General features: G+C 53.4%; 18 protein-coding genes and 2 pseudogenes. 7 read left to right on the top strand and 13 right to left on the bottom strand.

All coding sequences use genetic code 11. The annotated features are described in order from the left end of the window. The first annotated feature begins 126 nt into the window (after positions 1-126). From R0J87_RS01160 to R0J87_RS01150, 3 genes and pseudogenes are all read left to right on the top strand, one after another. Positions 127-1,986 carry a TRAP transporter permease gene (locus R0J87_RS01160; RefSeq protein WP_498883800.1) on the top strand — a complete coding sequence of 620 codons (1,860 nt, stop codon included), beginning with the start codon at positions 127-129 and terminating at the stop codon, positions 1,984-1,986. A 74-nt stretch (positions 1,987-2,060) separates the two neighbouring features. Continuing rightward, a complete protein-coding gene (locus R0J87_RS01155; RefSeq protein WP_498883762.1) occupies positions 2,061-2,948 on the top strand; it encodes a LysR substrate-binding domain-containing protein in 888 nt (295 codons plus the stop codon). A 387-nt stretch (positions 2,949-3,335) separates the two neighbouring features. Then, positions 3,336-3,760, top strand: a pseudogene (locus R0J87_RS01150) (transposase); the annotation flags it as partial. A gap of 234 nt (positions 3,761-3,994) precedes the next feature. Here the strand turns inward: R0J87_RS01150 and R0J87_RS01145 are convergent. The 4 genes from R0J87_RS01145 to R0J87_RS01130 are packed head-to-tail and all read right to left on the bottom strand — an operon-like array spanning position 3,995 to position 7,604. Continuing rightward, positions 3,995-4,783 carry an alpha/beta fold hydrolase gene (locus R0J87_RS01145; protein WP_074211369.1) on the bottom strand — a complete coding sequence of 263 codons (789 nt, stop codon included), beginning with the start codon at positions 4,781-4,783 and terminating at the stop codon, positions 3,995-3,997. An 11-nt stretch (positions 4,784-4,794) separates the two neighbouring features. After that, positions 4,795-5,997 carry a 3-oxoadipyl-CoA thiolase gene (gene pcaF, locus R0J87_RS01140; protein WP_498883798.1) on the bottom strand — a complete coding sequence of 401 codons (1,203 nt, stop codon included), beginning with the start codon at positions 5,995-5,997 and terminating at the stop codon, positions 4,795-4,797. A gap of 15 nt (positions 5,998-6,012) precedes the next feature. Beyond that, positions 6,013-6,786 (bottom strand): CoA-transferase subunit beta, encoded by a 774-nt coding sequence (locus tag R0J87_RS01135; RefSeq protein ID WP_054641536.1) that lies wholly within the window; start codon positions 6,784-6,786, stop codon positions 6,013-6,015. Continuing rightward, positions 6,786-7,604 carry a CoA transferase subunit A gene (locus tag R0J87_RS01130; protein WP_074211368.1) on the bottom strand — a complete coding sequence of 273 codons (819 nt, stop codon included), beginning with the start codon at positions 7,602-7,604 and terminating at the stop codon, positions 6,786-6,788. Before R0J87_RS01130 ends, R0J87_RS01135 begins: the two co-directional genes overlap by 1 nt. Before the next feature lie 363 nt (positions 7,605-7,967). On the opposite strand from R0J87_RS01130, the gene R0J87_RS01125 reads away from it, so the two are divergent. Then, positions 7,968-8,762, top strand: a complete 795-nt coding sequence (locus R0J87_RS01125; RefSeq protein ID WP_074211367.1) for an IclR family transcriptional regulator domain-containing protein — start codon at positions 7,968-7,970, stop codon at positions 8,760-8,762. Positions 8,763-8,854: 92 nt separating this feature from the next. After that, positions 8,855-9,097, top strand: a pseudogene (locus tag R0J87_RS01120) (IS481 family transposase); the annotation flags it as partial. A gap of 5 nt (positions 9,098-9,102) precedes the next feature. Here R0J87_RS01120 and R0J87_RS01115 read toward each other — a convergent pair. The 5 genes from R0J87_RS01115 to R0J87_RS01095 form a co-directional block, all read right to left on the bottom strand. After that, on the bottom strand, positions 9,103-10,029 hold the full coding sequence (locus R0J87_RS01115) for an electron transfer flavoprotein subunit alpha/FixB family protein (protein WP_074211366.1): 927 nt from the start codon (positions 10,027-10,029) through the stop codon (positions 9,103-9,105). 70 nt (positions 10,030-10,099) lie between these two features. After that, positions 10,100-10,849 (bottom strand): electron transfer flavoprotein subunit beta/FixA family protein, encoded by a 750-nt coding sequence (locus R0J87_RS01110; RefSeq protein ID WP_498883758.1) that lies wholly within the window; start codon positions 10,847-10,849, stop codon positions 10,100-10,102. A 33-nt stretch (positions 10,850-10,882) separates the two neighbouring features. Then, entirely contained in the window at positions 10,883-12,106 is a 1,224-nt protein-coding gene (locus tag R0J87_RS01105; RefSeq protein ID WP_498883756.1) for a CaiB/BaiF CoA transferase family protein, read from the bottom strand. Between the two features lie 41 nt (positions 12,107-12,147). Further along, positions 12,148-13,677, bottom strand: a complete 1,530-nt coding sequence (locus tag R0J87_RS01100) for a 3-hydroxyacyl-CoA dehydrogenase (RefSeq protein ID WP_498883754.1) — start codon at positions 13,675-13,677, stop codon at positions 12,148-12,150. Continuing rightward, positions 13,677-14,468, bottom strand: coding sequence for an enoyl-CoA hydratase (locus tag R0J87_RS01095; protein WP_498883752.1), 792 nt, complete (start codon positions 14,466-14,468; stop codon positions 13,677-13,679). Before R0J87_RS01095 ends, R0J87_RS01100 begins: the two co-directional genes overlap by 1 nt. 276 nt (positions 14,469-14,744) lie before the next feature. Here R0J87_RS01095 and R0J87_RS01090 point away from each other — a divergent pair, with 276 nt between their 5' ends. Together R0J87_RS01090 and R0J87_RS01085 are read left to right on the top strand one after the other, a co-directional pair. Then, positions 14,745-15,566: an IclR family transcriptional regulator gene (locus R0J87_RS01090; protein ID WP_197746068.1), complete on the top strand. Its 822-nt coding sequence runs from the start codon at positions 14,745-14,747 to the stop codon at positions 15,564-15,566. A gap of 48 nt (positions 15,567-15,614) precedes the next feature. Beyond that, positions 15,615-16,766, top strand: coding sequence for an acyl-CoA dehydrogenase family protein (locus tag R0J87_RS01085; RefSeq protein WP_137094765.1), 1,152 nt, complete (start codon positions 15,615-15,617; stop codon positions 16,764-16,766). A 114-nt stretch (positions 16,767-16,880) separates the two neighbouring features. Here R0J87_RS01085 and R0J87_RS01080 read toward each other — a convergent pair whose 3' ends face one another. The 4 genes from R0J87_RS01080 to R0J87_RS01065 form a co-directional block, all read right to left on the bottom strand. Further along, entirely contained in the window at positions 16,881-18,329 is a 1,449-nt protein-coding gene (locus tag R0J87_RS01080) for a hypothetical protein (RefSeq protein WP_498883796.1), read from the bottom strand. Between the two features lie 84 nt (positions 18,330-18,413). After that, positions 18,414-19,922, bottom strand: coding sequence for a tripartite tricarboxylate transporter permease (locus R0J87_RS01075; protein ID WP_137094767.1), 1,509 nt, complete (start codon positions 19,920-19,922; stop codon positions 18,414-18,416). 32 nt (positions 19,923-19,954) lie between these two features. Further along, positions 19,955-20,455, bottom strand: coding sequence for a tripartite tricarboxylate transporter TctB family protein (locus tag R0J87_RS01070; RefSeq protein WP_054641539.1), 501 nt, complete (start codon positions 20,453-20,455; stop codon positions 19,955-19,957). Positions 20,456-20,550: 95 nt separating this feature from the next. Beyond that, a complete protein-coding gene (locus R0J87_RS01065; RefSeq protein ID WP_498883750.1) occupies positions 20,551-21,537 on the bottom strand; it encodes a Bug family tripartite tricarboxylate transporter substrate binding protein in 987 nt (328 codons plus the stop codon). Positions 21,538-21,710: the final 173 nt, after the last annotated feature.

Here is a 21,710-nt window from a genome sequence, read left to right as displayed (position 1 = left end):
AGCGGCGTTATATGTATGAGGTTTAATCGTGGATAAAAAAAAACTCCTGACGAAGCGGCGCTTTTAGAAAAGTATGATCGTGAGTCACAAGTACGTTCTGCACTACAGCTAGGCAAATGGGGTTGGCTGATCACCCTCATGGGTGTATCACTGACGTGCTTTCATCTCTATACCGCTTATTTTGGTACGCTACCGTCACAGCAGCAAGGTGCCGTCCACTTAGGGCTTGCCTTGGGGATGATCTTTATCTTATTCCCTGCAACGCGCGGTGCGGGCAGGCGTAATTGCGTGCCGTGGTACGACGTAATACTCGCCTTCGTAGCCACCTTTGCCGCCTACTATAAAATCCTATTTTATGAAGAAGTCCTGCGTGCAAGGGTTACGGGCTATTCAGCCGTTGACCTAACGATTGCCGCACTCGGCGTACTGTTTGTACTAGAAGCAACTCGCCGTACTGTTGGTATGCCAATTGTTGTCATGGCTACGTTGGCAATTCTCTATGCGCTGTTTGGCAACTTGATCCCTAGCCCTTTGCTTTCTCATCCGGGCTTCTCTCTTGAGCAGGTGTCTCCCTACTTATGGTTTAGGGAAAGCGGCGTTTTTGGTACGCCCCTGCAAATATCGGCGCGCTTTATCTTCTTGTTCTTGTTTTTCGGCGTTGTTCTGATGCATACCGGCGTCGGCCGATTCTTTAATGACTTAGCCTTTGCGTTAACCGGGCGCTTTACGGGTGGGGCTGGCAAAGCTGCCGTTATAGCAAGCTCGCTTCAGGGTATGATTTCGGGAAGCTCTATCGGCAACACCGTGGCTTCTGGCTCTTTCACCATTCCTATGATGAAAAATGCCCGCTTCAAGCCCGAGGTAGCAGGAGCCGTCGAAGCGTCAGCCTCTACCGGTGGGCAGATCATGCCGCCCTTAATGGGTGCTGCGGCTTTTATCATGGTGGAGTACGTGGGCGTCTCTTACCGCGAAATCATGTTTTCGGCGCTGATTCCCGCCATTCTCTATTTTGCGGGTATTTTTATCGGGGTGCATTTCGAAGCCAAACGTCATCGCATTCTCGGCCTTCCTAAAGATCAATTGCCCAGCAAGCGTAAGCTGATACTGTCAAAAGGCTACATGTTGCTGCCTTTACTCGTCATTATTACGACTATTAGCGTTGGCTTTACCGCTCAACGGGCAGCGCTACTGGGTATCGCATGTGCGTTTGCTGTCAGTTTGGCTCGCAAAGAAACACGCCCTTCGTTAAAAGATATATTGGTTATTTTTGAAAAAGGGGCGCGCGTGGCACTGCCAGTGATCGCAGCGGTCGCTTGCGCAGGCATTATCGCTGGCGTGGTAGGCATGACAGGAATGGGGTCAAAATTTGCTGCTGGCATTATTAGCTTAGCTGACGGCGTTTTGATACTTGCGCTGTTGTTCACAATGATTGCCTGTATTGTCTTGGGCATGGGGTTACCCACAACAGCCAACTATGTGGTCACTGCCACGATTGCCGCACCAGCGCTTATTAATGAGTTCGGCCTTCCGCCAATGGCAGTGCATTTATTTGTCTTTTATTTCGGCATCATCGCCGATATTACACCTCCCGTGTGTCTAGCTGCATTTGCGGGGGCGGGCATTGCGCAAGCCAACCCCATGAAGACCGGCTTTACAGCCGTTAAATTGGCGATTGGTGCATTTATTATTCCTTATGCCTTCATTTATAATCCTGTGCTGGTATTAGTCGAACCTACGCTGCTAGGTCTTTTAAGCGCGTTGTTCTTTTCACTCGTAGGGATTATGGGCGTCAGCAGCGCGCTACTCGGTTATTTTGTGCGAGATTCATTCTTCTTGGAGCGTCTGGTATTGTTAGTTGCAGGACTTGCCATGGTGGTACCCGAGCTTCTAACCAGCGGCTTAGGCTTGCTTGCCATGGTGACAGTGGGCTGGCTTCAGTCGCGCCGACCTGATAAATCCCAGGAGGCTGCAACGCTCGCCCAATGAGCCATTATAAAAGCCTAGCTTCCCCCCGGCGCTTAGTCGCCGGGGCGGCTTTCAGGTCATCAGGAGCGCCAGGTTTGGCATCACGCAATCTTCCTTCTACGGCGGCTATGCAATGCTTTGAAGCAGCCGCACGCCATATGAGTTTTACTCGCGCAGCAGACGAGCTAAACCTCACCCAAAGTGCTGTCAGCAAACAAGTCGCGCACCTCGAAGCCACCTTGCAACACAAGCTATTTCGTCGCGTGCGACGTAGCCTGCTGCTAACCCCAGAAGGGGCCATTTTTTTAAGTGACGTACGCAAAGTGCTCACTCAAATTGAGATGTCGACGCAAGCGATCATGACCTACAGCGGTAATAGCGAGGTTCTTAAAATCGCCACCTTACCTAGCTTCGGTAGCCGCTGGTTGGCCAATAAGTTGCCCACCTTTTTAGCCGCCAATCCAGGCATTAGTTTGGAGTTTCATGACCGCGTAAAAGATTTCGATCTTGAGCAGCAAGATATCGATATTGCTCTGTTTTATGGGCATGGCAGTTGGCCAAGCCTTGCTTGTCATAAGCTTATTGATGAGGATATGGTCGCGGTTGCCTCCCCTGAATTACTCGCTCGGCACCCCATCCAGTCAGTGGATGACTTAACACAACTACCGCTACTTCACCTCTCGACACGCCCTGACGCATGGCACCATTGGTTTGCAAACCAAGAGATCATCACTGACCGTAGCTATCATGGCACCCGCTTCGAGACCTTTCCTATGCTGGTGCGAACGGCAATGGCAGGCGGTGGGGTCGCCCTGGTTCCTCACTTTACCGTCGATGAAGAGCTGGAAGGTGGCCGACTGGCAGTCGCTTGGCCATATCGGTTGCTTAGTGAGAGTGCTTATTATCTTGTTTACCCTGAACACTTGGGGGAACTCGCCAAAGTGCGACGCTTTGTAGAGCATGTTACCCAGCTTAGTGTTTGATACTGGCACAATACTAAGCACTGCTATGTTTAGCTAAACAACTAGCCATTGCTTTGTGCCAAACAACTACTTCATTCCCCCCATTAAAAGCTTAACGCGATTAATATTTTTATACGCTTGATCTTTATAAAAGCATTGAGAAACTATCGGGCAGAAGCACAAACGAAGAGAACATCTTCTTACTTCACACTTCAAGCACACAGGGGCTATGAATCTCAACACGATGACTGAACGCTACCAGGTGCATCTGTGTGAAGACTGCTTCTTCCGCACCCTGGCTTACTTTAAGCAGAAACGTGGTGTGCAAAACTTATTCAGTGAAGAGTGTGATACTGAAGTGAAGGCAAGCGAACGTGGGATGATCGCTACAACGTCGCATCACGGTAGCTCAATCAATTGGAAGCAACAGGCCTCGATGGATGGATTGATAAGCCTCGCAGGTCTCACGCCTGTTTTGGACGAGAGCGATCATCAAAGATTGCAGGAACTCACCGCCGAACAGCCTTACCAGACTCGGTCCTTGCAGGCTAGTTTTAAAGAAGAGACGGGGAAGAACGTCAGCATGGTGGCCCTTCGCCGAGCGTTGAACAAAATGTCTTTAGACTCAAGCCTATCCGACACTCACTGCACTGCGTGACGAGACGGTTTTCCGAAACATCCAAGGCCTCATCAATTCACTCCAGCGGCAGTACCAGGGTGAGCACGAGTTCTATTATTTTGACGACTCAGGGTTTTCACAATCTTCATCGGTACCCTATATATGGGGCCACATTGGGCAGCCTTGCAATGTAACCGCCTACTCACGCAGCTGCTAGCTGAACGTATGAGGGTTTCTCGACCGTGCAGGGAAATTGATCGAAGGATACGCACATCTCTATGGAATCTCCATAGAGATGTCAAAGGTGAAAACTGCTGAGTCACAACTTCATTTTACGCTGCTGATCGATCATATTGGCGGTTGTGGAGTTCACACGACCTTATTTCTACCTTACCTTATTGCCAGCAAGCAGGTGATGTAAGCAACACCACTGATTAGCCTCATCGCCTCAATCGGCGGCGAGTAAATAAAGTAGCTTTTGTGCGAACAGCACAGGCGCCTCCACCGATGGCACATGGCCAACACCTTCAAAAACCTCCAGCGACGCGCCATCGAGTTCTGCCGCCAGGGCTTCTAGCGTCGCGGGCGGGGTGGCCATATCCTCACTGCCACCAAATAGCTGCACTTTGACTTTCTTAGAAGCTAGTTTTCCGGTGAACGTATCGCGGCCCAGCATTTCACACAGCTGGGCGTAGGACTCATCGTCGCCACGGCCCATCTGGGTGCACCAGCCCGTTTTCAGCGCCAGGCTTGCCTCAAACGCTTTTGGTGCAAACCAGCGCGGCACAATCTCTTCAGACATCGCCGCCAGGCCTTCCTGGCGCACGCGGCCTGCGCGGGTGTTCCATTGATCCGGGTTGCCGATCACTGCGCCAGTGTTGGTCAGCGTAGCGGAGAGCAGGCGGTCGCTATGCTCTGCAATCAACTGCTGACCGACGACACCGCCAATGGACGTACCGGCAAAGTGAAAGCGCTCAGCGCCCGCCAGTTCTGCCAATGCCAGAGCCTCAGCGGCTAAATCAGCGGGCGTGATCTGCTCGCCGCTAACCGCCTGGCTAGCGCCGTGGCCGGGAAGATCCCAGGTCAGTACTCGATAGCGAGACAGAAGCAGGGGGATAACGTCGTCCCATACCGCCTGACTCATGCCCAGCGGATGGGCCAGCACGATAAGTGGGTTCACTTCCGCGCCGAGCAGTCGGTAGGCCACGCTGCGACCGTTGATGGTATGAAAAGCCATGTCTGCCTCCGTTAAACCCGTTCGATCAGCGTAGCGATACCCTGCCCTACGCCAACGCACATGGTACACAGCGCGTAGCGCTTACCGCTGTTGTGCAGCTCATGAGCGGCGGTCAACAATAGGCGGGCACCGGACATGCCCAGCGGGTGCCCCAGGGCAATCGCGCCGCCGTTCGGGTTAACGCGCGGGTCATCGTCAGCCAAGCCAAGGTCGCGCATACACGCTAACGCCTGGGCGGCGAACGCTTCGTTAAACTCAAATACATCAATATCATCCATGGCGATACCAGTGCGCTTGAGTAGTTTCTGCACTGCCGGTACCGGCCCATAGCCCATGATGCGCGGCTCAACGCCAGCCGTGGCCATGCCGATGATTTTCGCCATTGGCTTCAGGCCGTGCTGTTTGACGGCTGATTCGCTGGCCACCAGCATGGCGGCTGCGCCGTCGTTGACACCAGAAGCATTGCCTGCGGTTACACTGCCGCCCTCACGGAAAGGCGTCGGTAGGCCAGCGAGCTTCTCAAGCGTGGTTTCCCGCAGGTGCTCGTCCTGGTCAAAAATCAATGGCTCCTGCTTGCGACGAGGGATTTCAATGGCGGTGATCTCTTGGGCGAAGCGCCCCGCCTTTTGAGCGGCAGCGGCTTTCTGCTGGGAGCGCAGGGCAAAGGCGTCCTGATCTTTACGAGAGATAGCGAACTGCTCGGCGACGTTTTCTGCCGTTTCCGGCATGGAATCAATGCCGTAGATTTTCTTCATCAGCGGGTTGACCAAGCGCCAGCCAATGGTGGTGTCTTCGATTTTTTGAGTGCGATCGAAGGCACTATAGGCCTTGCCCATCACGTAGGGCGCACGGGACATGGACTCCACACCGCCTGCCAGCGCTAGCTCCATCTCACCAGCTTTAATGGCGCGAAAGGCCGTGCCAACGGCGTCCATACCTGAGCCGCACAGACGGTTCATGGTGGTGCCGGGCACCGAGGTAGGAATCCCCGCTAGCAATGACGACATACGAGCCACGTTGCGGTTATCTTCACCGGCCTGGTTAGCGCAACCCATGAACACTTCTTCAATAGCGGCTGGGTCAAGATCTGGCGCTTCGGCTAATACGGCTTTAAAAATCGACGCGGCGAAATCATCAGGGCGCACGCTAGCCAAAGTGCCGCCAAAGCGGCCTACGGCCGTGCGGCGGGGATGGCAGAGATAGACATTATTCATGCTCATAACAACTCCTTATTCGCCCGCGTGGGCCCGTTCAGTGCGGGCTTTGAGCTCGCGTAAAATCGTCAGCTCTTTTTCGCTGGGCTCGGGCGTGCTCTCAAGCTGCTCGGCAAAGCGGATTTCCCAGCCAGTGGCGTCAATCACCTCATCGCGGGTTACTCCGGGATGCAGCGATACCACCACTAGCTCTTTGGTCTCGGCATCAGGCTTCATGACACATAGATCAGTAATCACCTGGGTGGGGCCTTTGCCGATATTAGGTACGTTATCGCGGCCTTTACCGTCGCGGCCAAAACCGAGTGTGGTGACGAAGTCGACGTCTTTCACAAACGCCCGCTTGGAGTGCTTTAGGGTGATAAACACTTCGCCCGCGTTGGTGGCGATTTCAGGCGCCCCGCCGCCGCCTGGCAGGCGCACCTTGGGCGCTTTGTAATCGCCGATGAGCGTGGTATTCAGGTTAGCAAAGCGGTCGATTTGCGCGGTGCCTAAAAATCCCACGTCCACTTTGCCGCCCTGCAGCCAGTAGCGGAACATTTCCGGAACTGCAACGGTGGTCAATGCTGATTCGCACAGTTCACCATCGCCAATGGAGAGCGGCAGAATATCGGGTTTGGTTTGCAGCGTGCCGGACTCATAAATCAGCACCACATCAGGAGCGTGCGTCAGCCGCGCCAGGTTGGCAGCTTCCGAGGGCAGGCCGATGCCCACAAAGCAGGTCATGCCGTTTTCCAGCGCCCGCGCCGCGGTGACCGACATCATTTCAGAAGAGGTATATTCAAGGCTCATTAGTTATTCTCCTCTTTACTGTAAACGTTCTCATCGAGCCACAGAGTAAAGGTATCGCGGTCGCGTGCGATGGCATCCCACTCTTTATAGAAACGGTTGCTGCGACCGTAATAGCCGTGGGTGTAAGACGGCAGCGCGCCTTTCTCGGCCACCGCGACGGCGCTGATGGCCCAGCTGGGAATCACGCAGGCATTGGGGGTAGCCCCTAGGTCATCAACAATCTCTTCCACTGTGACGATGCTGTGCTTGGCGGCGAGCACTGCCTCTTTCTGTACGCCGACAATGCCTTCTACCAGCACGTTGCCCTGGCGATCCGCTCGCTGGGCGTGAATGATCGAAACATCCGGGCGCACCGACGGTACGGCCGCTAGGCGCTCCCCAGTAAAAGGGCACTCAATGAATTTGATTTGATCGTTGACACTGGGCAGTTCGCTGCCGATGTAGCCACGAAAAACAGCCAGTGGTAACCCCGCAGCACCCGCTTCAAAGGCACAGGCCATGGCTGCGTGGCTATGCTCAAGAATCTCGATTTTGCGCGGCCAGCCTTTCTCAACCGCATCGCGCAGGCGGTGCAGCGAACCCACTCCAGGGTTACCGCCCCAGGAGAAAATCACCTTTTTAGCGCAGCCCGCGCCAATCATCTGATCGTAGATGATATCGGGGGTCATGCGGATCAACGTCAGGTCGCGCTTTTTCTGACGGATCACTTCGTGACCGGCGGCAAACGGAATCAGGTGGGTAAAGCCTTCCATGGTCACGGTGGCGCCGTCTTGGACGTAGCGCGCTACCGCATCATGCAAGCTGAGAAACTCGGCCATAATGGATGCCTCTTAGCGTATCGTTGTCTGCTTATGGATAACTTGTTCGCGAAACGAACATAGATTCTCTATACGAACAACTTACTGTCGAATGCATACCGGGTCAAATTGCTGTTGAGCTAATATCTGCAAAGACGGGTCAATACATCAACTTATAGAAATCAAAAACCCATTGAATAACAATATGTTATTTATAAACACACCATACACAGGCACACTTTGCCTGCGTTTTCCTACTACCAAGGTATATAAGGAAGGGGCACATGCAACAAGCATCGATAGCCCAAAAGCACAATTGTTCGGTATTCGAACATTATGCTAAATTAACACATGACCATGTATGCACTGGATGAGAGCACAATAATGGAAGACTTGCCCCAGGTAGAAACGCTTAAACCTGATGACCGTGACTTCGTAACAGCACTTGCTAGTGGCTTGGAAGTCATCATGGCCTTCGATGATTCCCATTCAAAAATGACGTTGAGCGAAGTCGCTGCACGCACGGGTATGAATCGAGCGAAAGCACGCCGATTCTTGCTAACGCTGAACGCATTAGGCTATGTGCGTAAACATCAGCGTTACTTTGAACTCGCCCCTAGAGTGCTTCAACTAGGATACGCATACCTTTCAGCAAATAATTACCGCAGCGTCATACAACAATATCTGGAAGATATTACAACTCAAAGTGGCGAGTCATCTTCACTTGGCGTGTTGGATGGAGACGATGTCATTTATGTGGCACGCTCTGCGGCACCACATCGCTTAATGGCGATTACTTTATCAGTAGGTACGCGCCTCCCAGCAGCGCATACATCTATGGGTCGCGTACTGTTATCGCAATTAACTGAATCAGAGCTAAATGCCTATTTGGAACGCATTTCATTGAAGCGATATACCGATAAAACCATCAATGATAAAGAGGAGCTAAAGAGGTGCATTGTTGAGGTACGCCAACAAGGTTATTCGATAGTTGATCAAGAGTTAGACTCTGGACTGCGATCAGTTGCCGTTCCTGTATTTGACATCCATGACAAGCTAATAGGCGCTATCAATATCAGCACCAACGCCGCACGCGTTGATATGGAAATGCTGTTAAATATTTATAAGCCCTTATTACAGGATAAAGCCCAACTTATCCGTCAAACGGTTAATACCTAGCTGTAGGGTCTCGGATGATCAAATGAGCTATAGGAGTTATCCTCTGCTGGCAGCCAGAGAGCTTCTACAGACATTCATTCGGGAGCAGGTTCATGGACATCAAGCTGCATAAGCAGGCGACCACGACACCGAAGATCCGCGCCGAGATCCAGGCAGCGCCTTCCAGCATCACGGATAGCGAGCTGGCACGCCAGTATGGCGTTTCACCCGCGACCATACGGCGCTGGCGGTACCGCGATGATGTCCATGACCGACCGCACACGCGTCACAACCTGCTGGCCACCCTCACGTCCGAGCAGGAGGAGGTGCTGATCGCCGCTCGCGAATTCCTGCGCCACTGCTAAATTTTGCTTTCGATTTCCGGTAGGAACTCGAACAGATCGCCTACCAGGCCGTAGTCGGCGACCTGGAAAATCGGCGCTTCGTCGTCCTTGTTGATCGCGACGATCACCTTAGAGTCCTTCATGCCCGCCAGATGCTGGATGGCACCGGAGATGCCCACGGCGATATACAGATCCGGCGCGACGATTTTACCCGTTTGGCCGACCTGCATATCGTTGGGGACAAAGCCTGCGTCAACGGCCGCCCGCGAAGCCCCAATCGCCGCACCTAGCTTGTCGGCAATGCCGTCAAGCAGCTTGAAGTTATCACCGTTGCCCATGCCGCGGCCACCAGAGATGACCACCTTGGCGCCGCCAAGCTCCGGGCGGTCCGACTCGGCAAGCTCCTGCTTGACGAAACTGGACTGGGCGTTGTCAACCACGGTATCAACAGCTTCAATGGTGGCGCTGCCACCATCGCCCACGGCATCAAAGCCGGTAGTACGCACGGTGATGACTTTTAGCACGTCGTTGCTCTTGACGGTCGCAATGGCGTTGCCGGCGTAAATCGGGCGCTTGAAGGTGTCAGCGCTATCCACGGCAAGCACATCGGAAAGCTGGCTGACATCTTTCAAGGCCGCCAGACGCGGCAGCACGTTTTTGCCGGTGGTGGAGGCGCTAGCGAGCACGTGGGTGTAGCCATCGGCCAGTTCGACCAGCAGCGCGCCCATGGGCTCGGCCAGCTGGTGGGCGTAAACGACGTTATCCGCGACACGTACCTTGCTTACGCCGTCGAGTTTGGCGGCTGCCTCAGCCGCGGCTTGAACGCCTTCACCGGCAACAAGAACGTCAATATCGCCGCCGATCTGTTGTGCGGCCGCAATCACGTAAGCCGTCGCACCGGCCAGCTGGCCTTCATGCAGGTCGGCAAGTACCAAAATGCTCATAAAATCAGCTCCTTTCAAAGCGCTTATCTCAAAGAACTTGTCTCAAAGTATGGGTTGTAAATAGCCGACCTTAAAGAACCTTGGCTTCGTTTTTCAGTTTGTCGGTCAGCTCGTCTACCGAGGCGACTTTGACGCCGCCCTTGCGCTCGGCGGGCGACTCTACTTTGAGCAGACTGACCTTGGAAGCGACCTCGACGCCGAAGTCGGCGGGGGTTTTCACATCCAGTGGCTTTTTCTTGGCCTTCATGATGTCGGGCAGCTTGGCGTAGCGCGGCTCGTTGAGGCGCAGGTCGGTAGTGACAATCGCGGGCAGCGTCAGCGCGATGGTTTGCAGACCGCCGTCGATTTCCCGTGTGACGTTGACTTTGTCACCATCGACCGCAACTTCCGAGGCAAAGGTGCCCTGGGGCAGGCCAGTCAGCGCGGCGAGCATTTGGCCGGTCTGGTTGTTGTCGGTATCGATGGCCTGCTTGCCCAAGACTACCAGCCCTGGCTGCTCCTCTTCGACCACTTTGGCCAGTAGCTTAGCCACGGCCAGGGATTCTGCGCGCTCGTCAGTCTCAATATGAATGGCGCGATCCGCACCCAGCGCCAGCGCGGTGCGCAGCTGTTCCTGGGCCGCTTTGGGACCGACCGTCACGGCAACCACTTCCGTAGCAACGCCCTTCTCTTTCAAGCGCACCGCTTCTTCCACGGCAATCTCGCAGAAGGGGTTCATGGCCATTTTGACGTTGGTAAGGTCGACATCAGAATAATCCGCTTTGACACGAATTTTGACGTTGTAGTCGATGACGCGCTTCACCGCGACAAGTACTTTCATGAAAAATCCTTAGTGATATACATAAAAAGTGGATTAACCGACGACGCCGTCACTTTTAAATTGCGATAGTTGCTCTGGTGAAAGGCCAAGGTATTCAGTAAGCACATCATTCGTATCCTGCCCTAGCAGTGGTGCCGGCCTTTTATACTCTACTGGCGTATCAGAAAGATTAATTGGGCTCCCAACCATCTCGAAATCAGGATTCATGGGGTGGGGGATGTTGACTAACATGCCACGAGCATCCACTTGAGGCTCCGCCAATGCATCGGCAATGTTATTGATTAGCCCGACAGGCACTTTGACCTTACTTATCCTCTTCACCCAAGCGTCCGCTGTGTCGCGCTTGAAATGGTCCGATAGAATCTGAGTAATTACCGCTCTGTTCCTGACGCGATCTTCATTCTTTGAAAACCGGGGATCCACTGACAATTCGGGCAGTTCTATCGCATTGCACAATGCGGCAAACTGAGAGTCGTTGCCACAGGCGATAATGAAATCCTTATCACTTGCATGGAACGAGTTGTAGGGCACGATATTGGCATGCGCATTACCGTAGCGGCCAGGTGATATGCCCGTACTTAGGTAGCTTTGGCTCTGATTACCCAATGCAGCCAGCTGTACATCCAGTAATGCCATATCGCAATGCTGACCACGCCCTGTTTTTTCACGAGCCAGTAGCGCTGCCTGTATAGCAATAACCGAATACAGGCCCGTCATCACATCGGTGACAGCCACGCCTACTTTCTGCGGGCCGCCACCCTGAACATCATCACGCTCACCAGTGATGCTCATCAACCCGCCCATACCCTGAATAATAAAATCATAGCCAGGCTCCTGCGCACGGGGCCCCGTCTGACCAAACCCCGTAATGGAACAATAGACCAATCTCGGATTAAGGCTTGAAAGTGAGTCGTAATCCAGCCCGTATTTCTTTAAGGAGCCAGCTTTGAAATTCTCTAACAGCACGTCGCTCTCGGCAGCGAGCGCACGTACAATTTCCTGACCTTTTTCGGTAGCAATATCGACAGCTACCGAGCGTTTATTGCGATTGGAGGACTGATAGTATGAGGTTTCCTGAGTATTTTTACCGTCAGCATTCTTCATGTAGGGGGGGCCCCAGGCACGAGTGTCATCCCCTCGCCCAATGCGCTCCACCTTGACAACATCAGCACCAAGATCCGCTAGCACTTGGCTGCACCAGGGACCCGCCAACACCCGGCTCAAGTCCAGTACACGAACTCCCGTTAGCGCTCCCATAGCACCCCTCTCTTTTGAACCAACATAATTCCTCTCCAACATCACCGAGCACCCGATGAGGGATGCAACAGAGATATACCAAGCATGGCACGACGGCGCAGCCAAGGGCTTGGCCGATACCGTGGGTCTCCCGTCAATGCGTGGATACGCGTGAGTATGCCAAGTAACCGTTTCGGTTCTAGGGCATCTCCCCACGCCAGCGGGCCTTGGGGATAGTTGAGCCCGAGCCTGACGGCATTATCGATATCGGCAGGCGTGGCAATCTCACGCTGGGCAATATCGCAGGCCAGGTTCACCACTGCGGCAAGCACCCGCTGAGAGACAAATCCCACGCTGTCACGGATCACCGTTACGTAGGTACCGTCTGAAGCAAATAACGCATGCGCTACGTCGCGCATTTCATGCCGGGTGACCGGCGTCACCATCAGCGTACGATGACGCTCAAGGCCCATGAGCGCATCAAGACAGACAGTGCGCTCTGGATCGGTACCGAAGTACGCACTCGCACTCACTGCATCATCACCAAAGGGCAGCAATATGCAGAGCGCTTCCTCCGAGGGTGAAGCCGTTTGCTCGACTCGCCCGCCAAGCGACGCTAACAATGATGCCACGTGCGTATGCAGGCCGGTGTCATCGCATCCCACCCAGATGGGCGGTAGGTCAGCGATGTCAGGCATGGGCTGAGGTGTCGACGCTTCGACTTTTTGTCCTTTTTCATAGCGATAAAAGCCAACACCCGTCTTGCGGCCCAAGCGGTTACCTTTCAACATCTGACGGGATATATAAGACGGACGGTAACGCGGATCGTGATAGAACTGCGTGAAGATCGCCTCCATCGCAGGATGGGACACATCCAGGCCGGTGAGATCAAAAAGCTCAAGCGGCCCCATCCGGAACCCAGCCTCTTCGCGAAGAATCCGGTCGATATCCTCAATAGGCGCTACTCGCTCCTCAAGAATTTTCAAACCTTCTGTGCTGTAAGCACGTCCCGCGTGGTTGACGATGAAGCCAGGGGTGTCTTGGGCACGCACGCCAGTATGGCCGAGTCGGGTTGCCAGCTTAAGCAACGTGTCGACGACAGCTTCATTAGTATCGATGCCCCCGACCACCTCAATCACCTTCATCAACGGCACGGGATTGAAGAAGTGGAAACCGGCCACTCGATCACGACAATTCAAGTCAGCGGCAATTGATGTGACCGAGAGTGAAGAAGTGTTAGTCGCCAGAATGCACTCTCGGTCAACAATTGCTTCCAGATCAGCGAATAGCGCTTGCTTGATTCCCAGATCCTCAACAATTGCCTCGATCACCACGTCGCAATCTGCCAAAGCCGGCAAAGATTCGACGACAGAAAGATGAGATAACGCTACCTCAGCCGATTGCCGAGTTATTTTGCCCTTCCTCACTAGTTTATCGAACGTTGCCTTTAGGCCATCACGAGCCTTGTGGGCTGCCCCTTGATTCTTGTCAAACAGAACAACATTCAGGCCAGACTGGGCAGCAATTTGGGCGATCCCCGCCCCCATCACGCCGGCTCCGACAATGCCTAGCCGGTTCACGTCTCTCGCCATTACGACGCTCCTCGATAGTTCGGTTTGCGCTTCTCGACAAAAGCAGCGGCCCCTTCCTTCTGGTCCGCCGTGTCAAAAAGCATCTGGAAAGCTTTCCGTTCAAGAACCAAGGCACTCTGCAAAGGCAAATCTTCGCCCGTGAGGACTGTGTCCTTAATGTGCTCTAGTGCCAGTGCTGGCAAACGAGCAATTTCTTTAGCCAGTGTCTTTGCGCGTTCCAACGTTTGATCGTCGGCCACCACCTCGCTTACCAAACCCATGCCAAACGCCTCGGGGGCCGGTACCATGCAGCCGGTCATCAGCATACGCATGGCCTTAAATTTGCCGACGGCTCGAACCAATCGTTGCGTCCCACCAGCGCCGGGCATCAAGCCAAGCTTAACCTCTGGCTGTCCAAATTGAGCCGACTCCCCAGCGACGATGATGTCGCAGTGCATGGCAAGCTCGCAGCCACCTCCTAGCGCGAAGCCGTTGACCGCCGCTATGACGGGCTTAGGGCAGTGCGCAATCGGCTCCCAAAAGCGCTCATTGTGTCGTAAATACATTTCGGTCGGAGAGGCAGTGGCAAACTCCTTCACGTCAGCACCGGCTACAAATACCTGCTCACCTCCCGTCAGCACGATGGCTCTAACTTCGTCATCTTGGCTTAAAGATAAAAACATCTCGGCAAGCTGACACCGAACAGCACCGTTGAGGGCATTCTTGGCATCTGGGCGATCGATTCGAACCACCGCCACTCCATCATCAAGCGAAGCAAGATAGACCTCGGCGGGCGACTGTTTGTCCGTCATATAAACCTCGTCATTATGTCCGCACTGCAGACATTTGTTTTGCTAATGAGGTTATTTTTACACAGCTCATCGAACAACTGTCAATTAGGCCAAAACATCCTTACTATAAAAATCTTATTAATCAAATATTTATACTGAAAAAGTTTTTTTATATCTTGCATAAGACATTAAAACCTAAAGTCCGCACTGCGGACTTTTAGTCTGCATACTTGACATATCTTCATCGGTAAACGCAAAATCGATTCAATAAGCAAGCCACGAGTGGAGCATAACTCGGTGAAGACAACAGACAGTCAGGGTGACTATCAGATCGTGGTGGACCCGATGAACACAGCAGGCGAGCAGGAGGAGGACCGGCAGTTTGTGACGGCGCTGGCCAGAGGGCTTGAGCTATTACGCTGCTTTACGCCCAGCGAAAGCGCCCTTAGCAATCTTGACCTAGCGAAGAAGTCGGGTTTGCCGCGCCCTACCGTCAGCAGGCTTACCCACACGCTAGCTCGACTGGGCTATCTGCGCCCTTTGCAACGTGGGAAATACCAGTTGGATGTGGGCGTCATGTCCTTTGGCTATTCGATGATATCCAACCTACCAGTTCGCGCGATTGCCCAACCCTTGATGGTAAACCTTGCTAACGAGGTGGGTGCAACGGTGGCTATGTCTGCACGTGACCGACTAGACATGGTTTATCTCGACGTGGTCCAGAGTGCTCTTCGCTCTACCATCCGTCGTCAGATCGGTACACGCCTGCCCATCCACCAGAGTTCGGCGGGGCGCGCATGTCTCGCTGCCATGCCCACTCAAGAGTCTGATGTGATGATGAATCACCTACGGGACTTGAACCCTACAGAGTGGCCAGCCATTCGAAGATCATTGGAGCGTGCTTTTCGAGACTACGCTGATCACGGGTACTGCCTATCGATTGGTGAATGGCAACGCAAGGTTAATGCCGTTGCGGTGCCCCTCCATCATCCTCAGCTTGGAGTTCTCGCGTTCAATTGTGGTGGCCCCGAATTTCAGATATCACGTGAAAAGCTGGAAGAGTCTATCGGGCCGCAGCTAGTGCAACTGGTCAACGATATAAAGACCCAAATCTCATAAGCCACACCACATTTTCCGACGTACAAATTCATATCAAGAGGCACGCACATGATTCGTGATCAGGAAACGATGCAGCTCCTGCTCGACTCCATCCGTAATTTTGTTCAAGAAGAGCTGATTCCACGTGAGGAAGAAGTCGCTGAAAGCGATGAAATCCCCGAGGACATCGTTTCACAAATGCGCGATATGGGGCTCTTCGGCCTCACCATCCCCGAGGAGTACGGTGGACTTGGGGTGACCATGGAAGAAGAAGTCAATATCGCGTTCGAGCTTGGACGGACATCTCCCGCCTTCCGCTCTTTCATTGGCACTAACAACGGTATTGGCTCAATCGGCATCCTGGTCGACGGCACCGATGAGCAGAAGGCCAACTACCTCCCCCAGCTAGCCAGCGGCGATATCATAAGTTCCTTCTGTCTAACCGAGCCTGACTCAGGTTCGGATGCGGCCTCACTGCGCACAACGGCGGTGAAGGATGGCGATGACTACTTGATCAACGGCACCAAGCGCTACATCACGAATGCACCACATGCTGGCATCTTCACCGTCATGGCACGTACGAATGTCGAGATCAAGGGTGCCAAGGGCATCAGTGCATTCATCGTAGAAGCCGATACCCCCGGCATTACTATCGGTAAGCGCGATAAGAAGATGGGCCAAAAAGGCGCTCATACTGCGGATGTTATCTTCGACAATGTGCGGGTACCGACCAACGCACTGATTGGTAAGCAAGAAGGAGTGGGGTTCAAGACCGCCATGAAGGTTCTGGACAAGGGTCGCCTGCACATTGCCGCCATTGCGGTCGGCGCCGCTGAGCGAATCCTAGAGGACTCTCTACGCTTCGCCATGGAACGCAAACAATTTGGCACCCCCATCGCCGAGTTCCAGCTGATCCAAGGCATGCTGGCCGATTCCAAAGCCGAGATTTATGCTGCCCGCTGCATGGTGCTCGATGCCGCTCGCCAGCGCGATGATGGCCACAACGTCAGTACCGAGGCCTCTTGCGCCAAGATGTTCGCAACGGAAATGTGTAGCCGTGTGGCCGACCGCGGTGTGCAGATTCATGGCGGCGCTGGCTATATCAGCGACTATGCCGTTGAGCGGTTTTACCGTGATGTGCGCCTGTTCCGGCTCTATGAGGGGACGACTCAAATTCAGCAGGTGATCATTTCGCGTAACATGATCCGCAACGCCCAATAATAAGCACACACAGCGCTCCCTACTCGTGCCAAGGTCCCTTGCCGATCCGCTAAGCTATTTGGCAAGGACTTGCGCACAAGCCGGAGCTTGAAACCAGCGAAGTACTTGACCCCCTCAGCTTGCTAATCGAAAGAGGACGGCGGCCATCATCAACGATGTCGCAAGAAATGCGCCATTCCAACGCAGGCCGATCTGTCCCGCCGTCATCCCTGTAAAACGTGACATGATCATCATCGCGGCCGTGAACGGCGACGACACCATCGTCAACGACCAGCCCGACAGCATCGCAGCCGCCAGCAGCGGCAACGACACGTTTTCCAGCCCCACTTGGGCCACCATACTGGTCAAGAAGGTCACACTGATAATCGGATTAACGCCGACCTGGGCAAGAATAACGATCAGCATGAGCACGACTGCCGGCAACCAGTTGCCAAGGGCAACAAGCAAGGAGGCCACCCCGCCCAGTTGGGCAGGATCAAGCAGCGCCACGCTGAGATAGCCGAGATAGGCCCCCGAGCCCAGCGCCACGACTTCATTACCAATGCCACCCAACACCTCAGGCAAGCGACGGGCTAGCATGACAGTAGCCGGCCCAACGCCCGCATAGCTAATGCCACGACACTGCCAAGCCAGCCAAATCCAGGCTCCCAAAGGGACACCAATCACAACCGCCTGAGGCAACCGTAGCGAAAGCACCGTTGCAAGCGCAAAAACCAGCATCACTAACGCAAGCAGCATCAAGCTAAAAGCTGCCAGCGGCATCAGTGAGGGCCGTGCGACTAGCGCTACCCGCGCTCTTGGGGGAGGCCCTGCAACGTGATCACAGGCCCAGCCCAACAGAAATAGAATGATGGCCGACAACAATACGTAGGGAAAGAGCTCACCCCAGGTCAGCGTTTCCATATTAGCCAAAACGACCGCGACACCGATACCTAGAGGAGAAACCAGCGGCGCCAGAGTGAAACCGCGCAAGGTTGCCAGAAGCATGCGTCGGCGACGCACCTCTTGCAGCCACACTCTCCCCTGAGCTGAGCCAAGAGTGTTGGACTTGTCGATCATCGACATGAACAAGTTCAACACACCGAAGTTGAGCACGATTCCGAAAAGGGTGGAGCCCAATGAAAGGATCGGATAACGCCAGGTGGGTGGCTGCAACAGCAGGCTATGACCGCAGCGACGGATGAGTTTTGAACGGTAAGCTGGCAGGCGAAGCACCGCAAGTGCCGTCATGAACGCCGCCAGGAATACAAAGCCACCTGCCGCCTCATGGAGCACAGCCCAAGGTGAAGGAAGCCTCCATAGAGCAAAGAACGAAGCTACGACACAGGCCAAAGCTAACATGCGCGCCATCAAGCTGAAACGCGGCCAGCCTAGCATTAGAAAGCCCGTCAACATAAGTTGAGCCAAGCTTTCGGCCCACGTTACACCACTCAATAAATGCACTACAGCCAGCACTGCCACACCAGCGAGCAAACGGCTAGACCAGACGTTTGCAACTGATTCATGTCTGCCGAGATGCATGGTTATCCCCACCTCCCTGATATAAATCGAGCCGACCCCCACCAAGAAGTCGGCTCGATTTACTTGAGCCTTAAGCCCACCCTGCGGGCTTAAGGAAAGTCGTCATTTATAGCAAGGCCCGCAGCGTCAAGTGCCCGCCTCTGACTCATTGGCACTTTGTTTCGCTTTGTGTCGTGAAGACATAAAGCGATAAATGGCCAGCAATATAGAGCCTACTGTTAGGGCAATGAAGAACCAGGTGATCGGGCCACGTACGAAAATCGACAGGTCGTTAGAACCGATCAGCAGTGATCGTCGCAAGTTGTCCTCGAACATCGGCCCCAAAATGAAACCAATTAGGAAAGGGGCAGCCGGAATGCCCGTACGATTAAACACATAGCCCATAAGCCCAAACGCCAACATTAACCAGACATCGAATGTGTCGTTATTGACCGCATAAGCACCGTATATGCAGAACATCAATACGATAGGAAACAGAATCGACTTGGGGATATCCGCGATCAGGGAGAAGTAGCGGATTGCTGCACTACCCACGAACAATAGGATCACTGAACTGAGCATGATACCTAGGAAGAGGGCATAGATAAGCGACAGATTTTCCTGGAACAGGAGTGGACCCGGGGTCAATCCATGTACCATGAAGGCGCCCAAGATAATGGCGGTGATCACATCACCAGGGATACCTAACGACAATAATGGGATCAGTGTGGCCCCTGCTACACCATTGTTACCCGCCTCAGAAGCAGCTACACCTTCTATCTCCCCTTTGCCAAAGCGTTCTGGGTGAGGCGAACGACGCTTGGCATCACTATAAGAAATAAAGGCAGCAGCAGTAGCACCGGTGCCCGGAATAGCACCAATAATCACACCGATCAAGCTGCCGCGCACGATGCTTTTAAGGCTGCGTTTAAGCTCAACGAAAGACACACCGGCACCGCTAGCCTTCGCCCGGATATGAGGCACCACCTTTTTACGATAAAACTCCATGATCTCTGGTATTGCAAAAAGGCCGATTAACAGAGGAATGAACGAAATGCTGTCCATCAAGTTGTAATTGCCAAAGGTCAGCCGCTGTGAACCAAACACAGAATCCAGCCCGACCAGTGAAAGCAAGATGCCTAGAAACGCCGCAATCAGACCCTTGATCATTGATCCACTGGCCAAGGATATAATGATGGTCAATGAAAAGCAGATCAGCCAGAAGAACTCCGGCGCGCCGAAATTAAGGGCGATTTTCGCCAAATAAGCGGCGAAAAAGATCAGTGCAATGTTAGATATAAAATCAGCGATTACCGATGAGTAGAGCGCCATCTTTAGCGCCTTCTTTGCCTCGCCCTGCTGAGCTAGCGGATAACCATCTAGTAATGTACAAGCCGACGCAGGCGATCCAGGTGTACGGATTAAGATCGCCGTAATAGAACCACCATACATACCGCCCTTGTAAATACCTACCAACAACAGTATGGCCGCAACCGGCTCCATTGAAAAAGTAAACGGTAGCGCCAACGCCACTGCCATCGTGGCAGTGAGGCCCGGGATGGAGCCAACGGTCACGCCAATAATCACACCTATAGCTATTGCCACGAAATTCTCTGTGGCCAGAAATAGCTGCAGTACTTCTGTAATATTATCCATAAGTCACCAGATCTTGAGAGATGGCCGCTGGGTCAGAACGGCAACATCGGCAGCGGTACGTTCATGACCTCGGTAAACAGTAGCGTGATGCCTACAGGGAAGACGATGGCTAGACCGTAGACCCATAAAGTACGCACTGGATGAGCAATGAACAGTATAAAGGTGGCGAGGATCCCGCTAATTATCGCTCCCAACATCTCGAACAAACCTGCGTAGACAACCAGGGCCACGACCATCAGGACAAAGCGTAACCACGCACCACGCTCGAAGCGGCGCCCACTATCCTCAGCATCATCAGCAACTAATACACCCTGGACGATCATTAGCAGAGAAAACACCAACAGCAGCCAGCCAACGATGGTCGGCAGCCAACGCGGTGACATCATCGGATTCTGCATGATAGGCGGCTGGCCAATGTAGTTGGGAATTAGGTAGAACAGTAGAAGCAGGGCAAAGCCCAGCAATATAACCCCAGCGACCACATCCCACGAATCTTTGATCAGCGTGCCACTAGTAGAGTGCGACTTCGTCATCGGGGGTTCCCTCTCGACGTAAAAAGCTCCGGAAGTAAACCAACTGAGGCGAGGGTGTAACCCTCGCCTCATCATGCAGTGTATTCAACAATGAATTATTCTTGGCGAATACCCGCTTCAGCCGCTACTTCATCCCAGCGGGCCACTTCCTCAGCGATGAACGCTTTGAACTCGTCACCAGCAACCGCGCCCGGCTCGGCGCCCAACTGATCAACGAAGCTAGTAAACTCTTCACGCTTCATTACTTCCTGCAGTGCTTCTTGCATGACCGTCATGGCTTCTTCTGGAAAGGACTCATGAGCAATCAGACCAAACCAAGCGGTAGTGGTGAACTGATCAAGGTTATATTCACCGATTTCTTCTAGGGTCGGCACGTCGGGCAAGTACTCGGAGCGCTCAGCGGAAGTAACCGCCAGCGCTTTCAGATCACCAGACTGAATATGCGAGAAAACAGTGGGCATGTTCTCGAAAGAGACGTCGACATCTCCGCCCAATAGCGCAGGTAGGGCTGCACCACTACCAGCGAAAGGCACTGCCGTCATATTGGTACCGGTCAGAGTCTTGAAAAGCTCACCTGACATATGTATAGAACTTCCCACACCACTGTGGCTAAAGGTCATATTCTGCTCTTTAGCTGCCTCGACAAACTCCAATACGTTGTTATAGGTGCTATCAGCCGGAACCACCATGACGTTGGGAATGTCGATCAAGTTCTGAATGAACACAAAATCTTCGACAGGATCATAGGTAAGATTGGGGTAAATGGCAGCACCGATGGCGTGACCTGGTGAAGCCATCATAATTGTATGGTCAACGTCTCGACCGCCGCGAGCCAAACGACCAGTAGCCACCGTAGAGCCGGCACCAGGTCGGTTCTCCACCACAACGTTTGCATTGAGTTCTTCCTGTAGCAGGTTAGCGACACGACGTGATAGCACATCGGTGGTACCACCCGGCGCATAAGGAACTATAAGACGCACGTCGTCAGTGGGCCAGTCTTGAGCCTGGGCAGTAGACACCGAAAGGGAAAGTGCAGCAACACCGCAGGTGGCTAATGCTAGGACATTGAGTAGCTTGTTCATAATTACCCCTGATCTAATAATTGTTTACTATGCGTACATTTATTCGCAATACGTTCACAGGTTACTTGGAAAGAGCGAAAGCCAGGTATCCAACTTTAGTTTTACATCGTAAATTTTTTATTTGGGCAATAACTAATACACTGGAGCTAGTTCGCTACACTCACTCTCTGGAA

The organism is Halomonas sp. SIMBA_159 (genome assembly GCF_046536035.1).
GTDB classification, from domain to species: Bacteria; Pseudomonadota; Gammaproteobacteria; order Pseudomonadales; family Halomonadaceae; genus Vreelandella; species Vreelandella venusta_A.
This window is presented reverse-complemented; position numbering and strand designations above follow the sequence as displayed.

Bases quoted from the DNA above. Each gene is read 5' to 3' on its own strand.
- R0J87_RS01145 (WP_074211369.1), bottom strand. From the start codon at position 4,783: ATGGCTTTTCATACCATCAACGGTCGCAGCGTGGCCTACCGACTGCTC.
- R0J87_RS01130 (WP_074211368.1), bottom strand. From the start codon at position 7,604: ATGGCCGAGTTTCTCAGCTTGCATGATGCGGTAGCGCGCTACGTCCAA.
- R0J87_RS01125 (WP_074211367.1), top strand. From the start codon at position 7,968: ATGGAAGACTTGCCCCAGGTAGAAACGCTTAAACCTGATGACCGTGAC.
- R0J87_RS01135 (WP_054641536.1), bottom strand. From the start codon at position 6,786: ATGAGCCTTGAATATACCTCTTCTGAAATGATGTCGGTCACCGCGGCG.
- R0J87_RS01065 (WP_498883750.1), bottom strand. From the start codon at position 21,537: ATGAACAAGCTACTCAATGTCCTAGCATTAGCCACCTGCGGTGTTGCT.
- pcaF (WP_498883798.1), bottom strand. From the start codon at position 5,997: ATGAATAATGTCTATCTCTGCCATCCCCGCCGCACGGCCGTAGGCCGC.
- R0J87_RS01105 (WP_498883756.1), bottom strand. From the start codon at position 12,106: ATGGGAGCGCTAACGGGAGTTCGTGTACTGGACTTGAGCCGGGTGTTG.
- R0J87_RS01085 (WP_137094765.1), top strand. From the start codon at position 15,615: ATGATTCGTGATCAGGAAACGATGCAGCTCCTGCTCGACTCCATCCGT.
- R0J87_RS01070 (WP_054641539.1), bottom strand. From the start codon at position 20,455: ATGACGAAGTCGCACTCTACTAGTGGCACGCTGATCAAAGATTCGTGG.
- R0J87_RS01075 (WP_137094767.1), bottom strand. From the start codon at position 19,922: ATGGATAATATTACAGAAGTACTGCAGCTATTTCTGGCCACAGAGAAT.
- R0J87_RS01100 (WP_498883754.1), bottom strand. From the start codon at position 13,677: ATGGCGAGAGACGTGAACCGGCTAGGCATTGTCGGAGCCGGCGTGATG.
- R0J87_RS01095 (WP_498883752.1), bottom strand. From the start codon at position 14,468: ATGACGGACAAACAGTCGCCCGCCGAGGTCTATCTTGCTTCGCTTGAT.
- R0J87_RS01115 (WP_074211366.1), bottom strand. From the start codon at position 10,029: ATGAGCATTTTGGTACTTGCCGACCTGCATGAAGGCCAGCTGGCCGGT.
- R0J87_RS01110 (WP_498883758.1), bottom strand. From the start codon at position 10,849: ATGAAAGTACTTGTCGCGGTGAAGCGCGTCATCGACTACAACGTCAAA.